The sequence below is a fragment of the Microvirga sp. BSC39 genome, from assembly GCF_000739015.1.
Taxonomy (GTDB): domain Bacteria; phylum Pseudomonadota; class Alphaproteobacteria; order Rhizobiales; family Beijerinckiaceae; genus Microvirga.
The window spans coordinates 16,892-25,384 of sequence record NZ_JPUG01000064.1; the positions used below are offsets into that span (position 1 = coordinate 16,892).

General features: G+C 58.5%; 17 protein-coding genes. 15 read left to right on the forward strand and 2 right to left on the reverse strand.

Annotation, left to right across the window (positions count from 1 at the left end):
* The first annotated feature begins 310 nt into the window (after window positions 1-310).
* The 4 genes from MA07_RS13760 to MA07_RS13775 are packed head-to-tail and all read left to right on the forward strand — an operon-like array spanning window position 311 to window position 1,771.
* Window positions 311-541, forward strand: coding sequence for a hypothetical protein (locus MA07_RS13760; RefSeq protein ID WP_036351674.1), 231 nt, complete (start codon window positions 311-313; stop codon window positions 539-541).
* 11 nt (window positions 542-552) lie between these two features.
* Complete coding sequence (locus tag MA07_RS13765; RefSeq protein WP_036351679.1) at window positions 553-1,050, forward strand: phage regulatory CII family protein; 498 nt, start codon at window positions 553-555, stop codon at window positions 1,048-1,050.
* Window positions 1,050-1,307: a DUF2312 domain-containing protein gene (locus MA07_RS13770; RefSeq protein ID WP_036351681.1), complete on the forward strand. Its 258-nt coding sequence runs from the start codon at window positions 1,050-1,052 to the stop codon at window positions 1,305-1,307. The genes MA07_RS13765 and MA07_RS13770 overlap by 1 nt, the downstream gene beginning before the upstream one ends.
* A complete protein-coding gene (locus MA07_RS13775) occupies window positions 1,307-1,771 on the forward strand; it encodes a VRR-NUC domain-containing protein (protein WP_036351684.1) in 465 nt (154 codons plus the stop codon). The genes MA07_RS13770 and MA07_RS13775 overlap by 1 nt, the downstream gene beginning before the upstream one ends.
* Before the next feature lie 44 nt (window positions 1,772-1,815).
* Here the strand turns inward: MA07_RS13775 and MA07_RS13780 are convergent, their stop codons facing one another.
* Complete coding sequence (locus MA07_RS13780; RefSeq protein ID WP_036351688.1) at window positions 1,816-2,505, reverse strand: hypothetical protein; 690 nt, start codon at window positions 2,503-2,505, stop codon at window positions 1,816-1,818.
* A gap of 74 nt (window positions 2,506-2,579) precedes the next feature.
* Here MA07_RS13780 and MA07_RS13785 point away from each other — a divergent pair, with 74 nt between their 5' ends.
* The 7 genes from MA07_RS13785 (at window position 2,580) to MA07_RS13815 (ending at window position 6,292) form a co-directional block, all read left to right on the forward strand.
* Window positions 2,580-2,840 (forward strand): hypothetical protein, encoded by a 261-nt coding sequence (locus MA07_RS13785; protein ID WP_152568867.1) that lies wholly within the window; start codon window positions 2,580-2,582, stop codon window positions 2,838-2,840.
* Entirely contained in the window at window positions 2,837-3,616 is a 780-nt protein-coding gene (locus tag MA07_RS29645; protein WP_152568868.1) for a hypothetical protein, read from the forward strand. The genes MA07_RS13785 and MA07_RS29645 overlap by 4 nt, the downstream gene beginning before the upstream one ends.
* Window positions 3,579-4,178, forward strand: a complete 600-nt coding sequence (locus MA07_RS13795; protein WP_152568869.1) for a hypothetical protein — start codon at window positions 3,579-3,581, stop codon at window positions 4,176-4,178. The genes MA07_RS29645 and MA07_RS13795 overlap by 38 nt, the downstream gene beginning before the upstream one ends.
* On the forward strand, window positions 4,162-4,380 hold the full coding sequence (locus tag MA07_RS13800; RefSeq protein WP_036351701.1) for a hypothetical protein: 219 nt from the start codon (window positions 4,162-4,164) through the stop codon (window positions 4,378-4,380). Before MA07_RS13795 ends, MA07_RS13800 begins: the two co-directional genes overlap by 17 nt.
* 106 nt (window positions 4,381-4,486) lie before the next feature.
* Window positions 4,487-4,810, forward strand: coding sequence for a hypothetical protein (locus tag MA07_RS13805; protein WP_036351703.1), 324 nt, complete (start codon window positions 4,487-4,489; stop codon window positions 4,808-4,810).
* 67 nt (window positions 4,811-4,877) lie between these two features.
* The gene (locus tag MA07_RS13810; protein ID WP_036351706.1) at window positions 4,878-5,501 is read left to right on the forward strand and encodes a transcription termination/antitermination NusG family protein; all 624 of its coding nucleotides are present in this window, start codon (window positions 4,878-4,880) and stop codon (window positions 5,499-5,501) included.
* A gap of 188 nt (window positions 5,502-5,689) precedes the next feature.
* Window positions 5,690-6,292, forward strand: coding sequence for a hypothetical protein (locus MA07_RS13815; RefSeq protein ID WP_036351708.1), 603 nt, complete (start codon window positions 5,690-5,692; stop codon window positions 6,290-6,292).
* A gap of 267 nt (window positions 6,293-6,559) precedes the next feature.
* Here MA07_RS13815 and MA07_RS13820 read toward each other — a convergent pair whose 3' ends face one another.
* Window positions 6,560-6,946 (reverse strand): hypothetical protein, encoded by a 387-nt coding sequence (locus tag MA07_RS13820; RefSeq protein ID WP_036351711.1) that lies wholly within the window; start codon window positions 6,944-6,946, stop codon window positions 6,560-6,562.
* Between the two features lie 361 nt (window positions 6,947-7,307).
* On the opposite strand from MA07_RS13820, the gene MA07_RS30495 reads away from it, so the two are divergent.
* The 4 genes from MA07_RS30495 (at window position 7,308) to MA07_RS13835 (ending at window position 8,470) form a co-directional block, all read left to right on the forward strand.
* Window positions 7,308-7,451, forward strand: coding sequence for a hypothetical protein (locus MA07_RS30495; RefSeq protein WP_200879369.1), 144 nt, complete (start codon window positions 7,308-7,310; stop codon window positions 7,449-7,451).
* The gene (locus MA07_RS13825) at window positions 7,451-7,762 is read left to right on the forward strand and encodes an HNH endonuclease signature motif containing protein (RefSeq protein ID WP_036351713.1); all 312 of its coding nucleotides are present in this window, start codon (window positions 7,451-7,453) and stop codon (window positions 7,760-7,762) included. Before MA07_RS30495 ends, MA07_RS13825 begins: the two co-directional genes overlap by 1 nt.
* Window positions 7,759-8,013: a hypothetical protein gene (locus MA07_RS13830; RefSeq protein WP_036351716.1), complete on the forward strand. Its 255-nt coding sequence runs from the start codon at window positions 7,759-7,761 to the stop codon at window positions 8,011-8,013. Before MA07_RS13825 ends, MA07_RS13830 begins: the two co-directional genes overlap by 4 nt.
* A 124-nt stretch (window positions 8,014-8,137) precedes the next feature.
* Window positions 8,138-8,470: a hypothetical protein gene (locus tag MA07_RS13835; protein WP_036351726.1), complete on the forward strand. Its 333-nt coding sequence runs from the start codon at window positions 8,138-8,140 to the stop codon at window positions 8,468-8,470.
* Window positions 8,471-8,493: the final 23 nt, after the last annotated feature.

Here is an 8,493-nt window from a genome sequence, read left to right on the forward strand (position 1 = left end):
TCCATAGGTGAGCGGGAAATAGACCGTTGACAAGCGCGGTTAATTTCCCGCATAGTGGCTACATGCTCACCGTAGATCACTTGCTCACCCTGTTTGACCCCTTCTGCGAAGCGCGTCGGATCTCGGCTGCGAGGTTATCGACGCTTCTCTTCAATGACGGGAAGCGGATCCTTCTGCTCAAAAACGGCGGAGATATAGGGTCTCGCCGGCTCCAGGAGGCATTCCAGTGGCTTTCGGATCACTGGCCGGAGGGCGCTGAATGGCCATCTGATGTCCCGCGCCCAGCTCCGTCTCAGCAGGTGGCTGCCTGATGCCGCGCGCCCGCTTCCGCTTCTGCGCGAAGGGCCGCTTCTGGTTCCTCACCCATGACGGCTTCATCCCCCATTCCCCTTCCATCGGCGCCTCCCTGGTATCTGCTGCCGATGAGAAGAGCGCGGGCGGCTCAACCGCCCCTCATGCCGCCCGCGCTTTCGTTTCAGCCCCCGCTTCCACGGCTACCGTTATCGCCGGTCCGGGCGCCAGCCTCATCTCAATTCGATAGGCGAATATTCCATGAACGTCCGCAACCCCTATACAGCCATCAAAGCCGCCTTCGACGCTGATGTTGATCGCCTTGGTGGCGTGGTTGTCGCCGCCAGCAAGAGCCGAGTAGGGCAGGCGCTTATCTCCCGCTACTCGTCCATCTCCGAACAGAACATCACGACGCATGTGCCGGCTGATGTCCTGCTCGACATCACCATGGAGATCGTGCGCCGCGGCGGCACTCCTGAGACGCTGCAGGTTCTTGCGGATCTGGCAGGCTTCAAGCTGGTGCCGCGTGAGGCTGCAGAAGCCGACGGCGACAGCTTGATCCGGCACCTTGCCGACACGACGCGAGCACAGGCGAAGCTCTCCACCACCATTGCTGACGCTCTGGCCGATGGCCGTATCGATCCTCGCGAGAAGGCTGCCATCGATGCTGCAGCGGCCGCTGAGGAGAAGGAGCTGGCCGAGCTCCGCAACGATCTGAAGCCCGCGACTGTCACTCCGATCCGCGGGAGCGCTGCCTGATGGACGATCAAGCCTTCAACACCGGGTCCGTCGCAGCCGATCAGCTCAAGGCCATTGTCGAGCGCATTGAGCGTATCGAAGAGGAGATCAAGGGCCTGAACGGCGACAAGTCCGACATCTACAAGGAAGCCAAGATGAATGGCTTCGACGTGAAGGTGCTGCGAAAGGTTGTGGCCCTCCGTCGCAAGGATTTCGCCGAGCGTCAGGAAGAGGACGCCATCCTCGAGATGTACATGCAAGCGCTGGGGATGATCTGATGTCAGCCCCTCGTGCGTGCACGCGTACGCGTAAGAGAGCCCCCCGGCCTCGGCTACCGCTGTTCACGGGCGAGCTTGTCACGGCTGCTGAGCTGCCGGATCCGAAAGAGATCGCTCTGCAATGTGCGCTGGCTGACTTCCTGACGGATTGGTGCCGGATCGATTGGGAGTGGACTCACTTTCCGGCCGGAGAGCTGCGCGCCAAGCGCACGGCGGAGAAGCTGCAGCGGATGGGCACCAAGCCCGGCTGGCCTGACCTCATCCTCGTCTCCCCTGAGGGCGTATTCCACGGCCTCGAGCTGAAGCGCCGGGGCAAGACCCTCAACGAGAACCAAGAGGCCTTTCACGCGCGTGCACGTGCACGAGGTTGGAAGATCGCCGTAGCCGACACCTTCGACGATGCACGCGCCAACCTCCAGGGCTGGGGCTGCCTGCGCATCAAGTTCGCAGAGGTGCGGGCATGAGGTGGAGTCATCTCTCTAAAATCAAGTCGATGCAACATAGCGATCTAGTAGCCAAGCTTTTTTCGGGCGTATTGCTCAAGAGCAGGCAGTGCGTCGTGTATGAAATTATCGGCACCATTGCGGAGCCGCGAGTCCAAATCCATCTTGCCGTGGTCCGTTTTAGACAGCGAGTCACGGGTAAATCTTTCGTTAGCAGTATAGATCTTGATAGTATTGAGGCATCCATCAAGCAGGCGAATGCCTTCAGCGTCCAGCATCTCATTGCCAAGATAGCGGAACCTTTCGATCCTAGCTTCAAGCGCCAACTGGTGCTCATTGCTTTCCAATCTCATCACAATTTCATTGCGTGCCTGCATAGTCAGGTTCCTCATAGCGCTGATGATAGCGAAAAACTCGGACGTTTTGACTTTGCGCTCTTCATCGCGTCGGGCGCGCTCCATTGCGAGCTGCTCTTCGAGCATGTGGTTGCCCTTCCTCATAATTCCTATCTGCTCGATGAGTTTTACAGCCGCCCAGCCTGCAATAGCCGCAGCAAGGAAACCTGTTACCAAGGTTTGATACCGGTTGGTCCAGAACTCACCACAGCCAGCAGCCTCTTTCTTCCTGATGGCGCGTGCCGCAAATCCACTATCGCAGCTATCGGCGAGTCCGAAGCCTATGGCCGTCAGGAAAATGGCCGCGCCTATAAGCAAGGCCAGTTTGATCCAAAGTTTAAAGCCAGTCTTGTCTGCCATTTACGCCCCCGCGGTCTGAAGAGGTGGAAATCTGGAGGTGATCACTCGGCACCCCTTTTCGGAGAGTGGGCATCATGATCGCTTTTACTCGTCAAGCCGAAGCTCTCAACATCTCAAAAGATCAGGCGCTGGAAGGCTTCTTCTACTTCGTCATCGTGCGTGAAGAGAAGGCCAGCAAGTACCCCGACTATGTCGAGTCTCGTCTGGCAGCGTCTCAGAGCATCAAGAAACTTGCAATGGCTGAGGAGGCCTTCGGCAGCGCTCGCGTCCGCACGTGGCTGGATGAGATCGAGGCCAAGGCCATTGCTGAGCTCAATAAGCGAGGTGCGGCTTGACGAGCCTCACTCCCGAGATGATCGACGCAATGGTAGCTGCCGGCCTCACAGCTGAACAGATGGCAACCATCATGAAGGCTCAGCTGGCCGGGCAGGCTGCTGCTGACGAAGCTCGCCGTGCAGCCAAACGAGAGCAGGCTACTGAGCGTCAGCGTCGGAAGAGAGAGCGTGATCGTAAGCCTGTCACGCATGTCACGCGTGACAACGCGTTACAGGGCGTGACGGAGCGTGACACCCCCTCCCAGGTTCCCCCCAATGATAATAACTCTAACCCCCCTCCTACCTCCCCCGGTTCCGATCCTGACGGATCGGCGCTGCCTGCCGTCAGCGACCCGGCTGAAGTTTCGATCAACGACCAAATCTGGAATTCGAAAGCTGCCCTGTCCGACCTGTCGGGCAAATCGGAAGCCAGCGTCGGCAGGTGGATCGGCAAGGCGCTGAAAGACCATCCCCCCGACGTCGTGAAGCAGGGCATCGACGCCGCTCTGCATGCCGGAACCCGCGACCCCTTCAGCTACGCCCGCAGCGTGATGCTCAACTCCCGAGGCCCCCGAAATGACCAGCAAGGCAATCGCAACGGTCGAACCAATTCCCCCGCTCAACCCCGAAGCTCCGGATCTCGTCTCGCTGCCATCATGGGCTACGACCCTGAACCTGACCTGCATGGATCTGAGGAAGAACGACGACTATCGGATCGGGGCGCATGGCCGGAAGGTCGTAACCGTACCCGCTTCCTCGATGCCGAACCCGACACAGCGGGCGTATATCGAGCGTAGGGTTGCCGAGCTGGAGCTTCTGGCCCAGCCGGGACCGGTCAAGGAGATCGACGCCACCATCGGCGCCGTGATGCTCCGGTACGCCACGGCCCGTCAGGACGACGACATGATGCGGGCCCGGGTTGAGGGTTATCGGATCGTCCTGCGGGACTTCCCTGCTTGGTGCGTACGGGAGGCTTACGCCCGGTGGCTCAAGGGTGAGATCGGCCAGCAGCACGATGCCTCCTTCCCGCCTCCGGAGCGGGTGCTGCACGAATGCGCCAAGGGGCTGTTGGCTGCTGCCATGGGCCAGAGGATCGGGCTGCAAATGGTGCTCGATGCTGAGGGCTATCAGCCCCCGACCGAGGCTGAGATGGCTGAGCGTCGCAAGCATCTGCATCTCCTCACGCAGAACATCGCCAATGCGGCGAGCCCCGAAGATCGCGGCCCCGGCAAGCCGAAGCGCCAGGCCGAGACATCCGACGATCAGGCCCGCAAGGACCGGATCCTCAATAACCCCAGCAAGGGCATCTTGGCTGGGCTCCGTGAGATGCAGGAGGTCGAGAATGCAGCCGCCGAATGAAGCCACCACCGAAGAGAGGGCGCGGGCTGTCCGGTATTGGGAAGAGCAGGTGCGGCCTCAGATGGTAGCCAAAGAGAAGGCCAAGGTGCCGGAAGACCCGCATTCCGCGCTGGCCCGTCTCAAGTCTGAAGGCTGGGGAGATGTTCACGTCTCCGACGCCATCCGAGCCACCCTCCCGACCATCAAGAGGCCTGCACCATGAGGAAGGGCAGGGAAGTGAACATGCGGGCGCAGTTTTGGAAGGTGCTGCGCCAAGCCCTCTATGAGGATCTGAGAGCACAGTGCCGCCGCCGCCAGGGAGACGAGGCATGAGAGAGCAGCGTCCCAACAAGCTGAGCGCCAGGCAGCGCGAGGCACTTTACGATCGGCTAAGGGCTCGGCGCCGGACCAAGGAAACGCTGGAGCAGATCGGCAATGACTTCGGCGTTTCGTATCAGGCCGTCTGCTACCACGCCAAGAGGCTTCCGCCCTCGATCAAGTTCAAGCCCGCCCGCCGCCAGGTGGACGAGGGCGAGGTCCTGCGCCTTTACGGCATCCACATGAACCAGGGCACGGTTGCCGAGATCCTTGGCATCCCAACCCGGACCATCTCCAACATGATCGCCCGCATGGAATGGAAGGCAGCAGCATGACGAACCTCCCGCGCTTCGCCCTGTCTGCTGATCCCCGCTAACCCTTAACCAGTGAAAGCCCCCGCACATGGCTAAGAAGAACCGTCGCAAGAGGCACAATCGCCAACGCCTCGAAACTCCGAAGGTCACGCCCACTCACTTTGTCCGCCTGGAGCGCCTCAAGGTCGTCATTGACGAGAACCTCAGATGGTACGTCGTTAGGGTAGATGCGAAGCGGGAAGGGAAGGTGAAGCAGGGATTAGAGGCGGCAGGCTTCGCCACCTACCAGCCCGTCGACGTAAGGGGAATGGGCCGGGCCAAGGGCAAGACATTCGAGATCAAGCAGCGCCCCGCGGCTGGCTATCTCTTCGTGGGTCTTCACAAGGATCGGTGTGGGCATGAGGACCTGTGGGCCTATCACGACAGGGCTGTAGCAGCGGACAAGCCGTTCACCATCATCGATCAGCAAGGGCAGGAGGTCGTCTATGATGCCGGCACTCTGCGCGAGCGCCCGTTCTACCGGGTCATGGGACCCTTCGGGAGCAAGCAGCTCCAGAGGTTCGCAGATAAGATCAGCGGGCCGCTGGTCGCTGCATTGTGGAGTGGTGACGGAATACAGGAGACATTCCCGGCGACCGTGTTCGATATTGTGGAAGGGGAAACCCTGTTGTTGACAAACTCCTTCGACAGGATTGAAACCCTAGCTGCATAGTGCTAGTTATACTGTCATCTTGTGGTGCAGTGTGCTCGCCTTCGGGCTTTGAGCTACGACCGCGTAAGAGAGACGGAGCCAAGGCCGCTGTCTCTCAGAGTGCGAAGCTTGCACTAATGCTCAGTAAAGTGGTGTTGTAGGTCGATCAGCGTAGCGCGTCAGAGCAACTCCGATGATGCGAGGCTGCCATGAAGCAGTTTATCCTACCTCCGGTCTTCCTCTTGGTTATGTGCCTACCGGCTGAGGCTCAAACTGGTTCAGTGTGGTCGGGTTGGCTCGGAGCTATCGGAGCTATTCTATCGGCGCTCATCGCCGCCTTCATCGGCTCATACCGTGGCTCAATGCATGCTGTCAGGAGTTATCGAGAGCAGAAGGCGTTCGATAACCAACTCGACTGGTACATCCGTATGTTACGAAGCGTGAGGGCGCTTAATGAGAGAATTCAAAGCGCCTTTATCTGGAAAGACGAAGGAAGGGACGATCCTCATTGGTGGAGCTTAGTCCAGATCGCGCACGAGGAGTTTGAACGGACAGCATGGGAAGCATCCCTTTATGGATCGAAGACAGCGCGAGCCGCTGTTGATGAGTGTTTCCGGAAAGTTAGAGCGACGCAGCAGGCAAGTTGGACATTCGATCCATACGGCATGAAGACCCTGCCCTGGAGCGAAGAGTCGGATTTAGACGCAGCACTGAAGACAGCTTACAAAGCGATGAGAGACCTGCCGCCAGATCTCGATACTAGTGTACGGCCGATTATAACTGAAGCGCGTAAGCACCTAGGGCTAGAGTGATAGCCCCGGCGCAATGATTGCGCGGCGTTCTCTACTGCAGGCTCTGTCGCGGGTAGATATAGATTGTGCAGATCAGAAGTTCGTCTGCGCTTAAAGACTGCAGCGGGACTCACCTAAGTGTGCCCCGGGGCCGCCAACGGCTACGTGGTCCGCCTATCCGCCTTTAGCTTGTGTGCTTGGACATACGCGAATAGACCCCGGAGCCTAACAAAGAGGAAACCCCTGGTATTCGCCAGGAGCTTCTTCTTTTTGGTTTTGCTCGTACTATCATTCGTAGCTTGCGCTGCGCGACGCAGACGCTCTCACAGGCGTCAAGTCGACAGAAAATTCATTGAAAACATCGCCAAGATTCACGACATAGAGAGTGTAGAGGCTGCAGTCGCTGCTATCGCTATTGTCCAGGGTTGTGGTCATCCGATCATCCAAATCATCATCACGGAAGATCTGGTCGCCATTTGAGCTGATGATACGGAAATCGAGGTCCGTGTCCCTGTCTCCGGTGACATCCAATCTTACTCTATCATCACAGACACGAAGATTGATCCTCTTTGTGCTTTCAGATTCAACTCGGTAGTCTCGGGCTTGAGCGTTTATGGCGCTCATGCTCAACAGCCCAACTGCAAAGGTTGCGGTAAGAATTTTTGGGAGTGACATAGCCCTTCTCCACGTAAGAAGAGGATGCCCCTAGATGTGTTGTGTTGGCGGCACAAAGCTTAAGCTAAGGATAGCTTGTAATCTGCTGATTATCATCAGAGTATTTAGAACAATACCATAGATGTAGATATTTGCGTGTGCGCTACCACACAGCGACGCATATTGAGCACATACGAGATAATGGTAGAGATAAGCCCCAACCTCTACGTTGAAGAGAGCATCGCTGAGAGGCTGGGGTTACTGAGGTAGCGGCATGGAGCCCTCGTCACGCCTGCGCATCCTCATCCTGTTCCTCAGCTTCATCATCTGGGCTGAGGCCATGGTGATCTGGTATCTCCTTCTCAGCCGCTGAGGTAGCATCATGGATTTGCTGCGCCGCTTCCTCACCCTTTCCCTGAGAGAAAATCAGGTTGAGCTTCAACTCTCAGAAGCCAGGCGCAATCAGGTCTACATAATGCAGTTCGACAACTGGCAGACCATGCGCCGGGATCTCAAACTGGCCTGATGGGTAAGCTCACCAACATCAAGCCCAGGCTCTCCTCGGTAGCTCCAAGGCTCAAGAGCCCTCCCAAGATCGTAGAGCCGTTCTACTCCTCCCCTGAGTGGAGGAAGCTGGTAGCCCAGATCAAGAGGCAGAGAGGCGCCTTCTGTCAGAGGTGCGGTTCAACAGACCGGATCATCGCAGACCACATCATCGAACGTAAGGACGGTGGCGCTGATCTGGACCCGAGCAACATTGAACTTCTGTGTCACGCTCACCATCAGGCCAAGACAGCCAAGGCAAGGGCACGCAGGGCAAGAGGGCAGACACCATGATGATCGGCTTCGTAAGGGGCGCTACCCGCATCATCGGCAAGAGCCAAGGTTACTTCGGCCTACCTCTGCGTGACGAGGTGATCAACTGCTCGGTCAATGGTGAGGGTACGCCTGCCATGACGACCGCATGGATGCCGACACCTGAGGAGTTGGAGAGGCTGAATGCCGGCGCACCTGTCCATCTCACGGTGCTTGGCACCATGCACCCTCCGGTGATGGTCGAGGTGGGCGAGGTGCCCGACGAGGCCTGACACCCCACCCCGGGGGGGCAAAAGTTCAGGATCGGCCAAGACCGCCGCACCCGCGCCCCCCTCATTTGCAGAATTTTTCCTGTCGTTTGATTTCAGACGCACAAATTCAAAGGGATAATCAAACATGCCTCGTGGCGGATATCGGCCCGGAGCCGGTCGCCCCAAGAGCGCCAAGTCTCCGAAGGCAAAGGCGCTTGAAAAGGTGCCAGGCGACATCAAGAGAGCGGCCCGCAAATCGAAGCTGAACCCGCTCGAATACATGCTCGAGGTGATGAACGACGAGAAGGCTGACGATGCCCGCCGCGATCGGATGGCGGTGGCGGCAGCCCCCTTCGTTCACGCCAAGCCGGCAGACAAAGCCGCTGGCAAGAAGGAGCAGGCCCAGGAAGCCGCTCAGACAGCCGGTGAGGGCACTGGCTGGGGTGATGATCTCGGCGGGCCCGCAGTGTTCAACTGATGGAAAGGGATTGGTCGACAGCT

Bases quoted from the DNA above. Each gene is read 5' to 3' on its own strand.
- MA07_RS13760 (WP_036351674.1), top strand. From the start codon at position 311: ATGCCGCGCGCCCGCTTCCGCTTCTGCGCGAAGGGCCGCTTCTGGTTC.
- MA07_RS13765 (WP_036351679.1), top strand. From the start codon at position 553: ATGAACGTCCGCAACCCCTATACAGCCATCAAAGCCGCCTTCGACGCT.
- MA07_RS13770 (WP_036351681.1), top strand. From the start codon at position 1,050: ATGGACGATCAAGCCTTCAACACCGGGTCCGTCGCAGCCGATCAGCTC.
- MA07_RS13775 (WP_036351684.1), top strand. From the start codon at position 1,307: ATGTCAGCCCCTCGTGCGTGCACGCGTACGCGTAAGAGAGCCCCCCGG.
- MA07_RS13780 (WP_036351688.1), bottom strand. From the start codon at position 2,505: ATGGCAGACAAGACTGGCTTTAAACTTTGGATCAAACTGGCCTTGCTT.
- MA07_RS13785 (WP_152568867.1), top strand. From the start codon at position 2,580: ATGATCGCTTTTACTCGTCAAGCCGAAGCTCTCAACATCTCAAAAGAT.
- MA07_RS13795 (WP_152568869.1), top strand. From the start codon at position 3,579: ATGCCGAACCCGACACAGCGGGCGTATATCGAGCGTAGGGTTGCCGAG.
- MA07_RS13800 (WP_036351701.1), top strand. From the start codon at position 4,162: ATGCAGCCGCCGAATGAAGCCACCACCGAAGAGAGGGCGCGGGCTGTC.
- MA07_RS13805 (WP_036351703.1), top strand. From the start codon at position 4,487: ATGAGAGAGCAGCGTCCCAACAAGCTGAGCGCCAGGCAGCGCGAGGCA.
- MA07_RS13810 (WP_036351706.1), top strand. From the start codon at position 4,878: ATGGCTAAGAAGAACCGTCGCAAGAGGCACAATCGCCAACGCCTCGAA.
- MA07_RS13815 (WP_036351708.1), top strand. From the start codon at position 5,690: ATGAAGCAGTTTATCCTACCTCCGGTCTTCCTCTTGGTTATGTGCCTA.
- MA07_RS13820 (WP_036351711.1), bottom strand. From the start codon at position 6,946: ATGTCACTCCCAAAAATTCTTACCGCAACCTTTGCAGTTGGGCTGTTG.
- MA07_RS30495 (WP_200879369.1), top strand. From the start codon at position 7,308: ATGGATTTGCTGCGCCGCTTCCTCACCCTTTCCCTGAGAGAAAATCAG.
- MA07_RS13825 (WP_036351713.1), top strand. From the start codon at position 7,451: ATGGGTAAGCTCACCAACATCAAGCCCAGGCTCTCCTCGGTAGCTCCA.
- MA07_RS13830 (WP_036351716.1), top strand. From the start codon at position 7,759: ATGATGATCGGCTTCGTAAGGGGCGCTACCCGCATCATCGGCAAGAGC.
- MA07_RS13835 (WP_036351726.1), top strand. From the start codon at position 8,138: ATGCCTCGTGGCGGATATCGGCCCGGAGCCGGTCGCCCCAAGAGCGCC.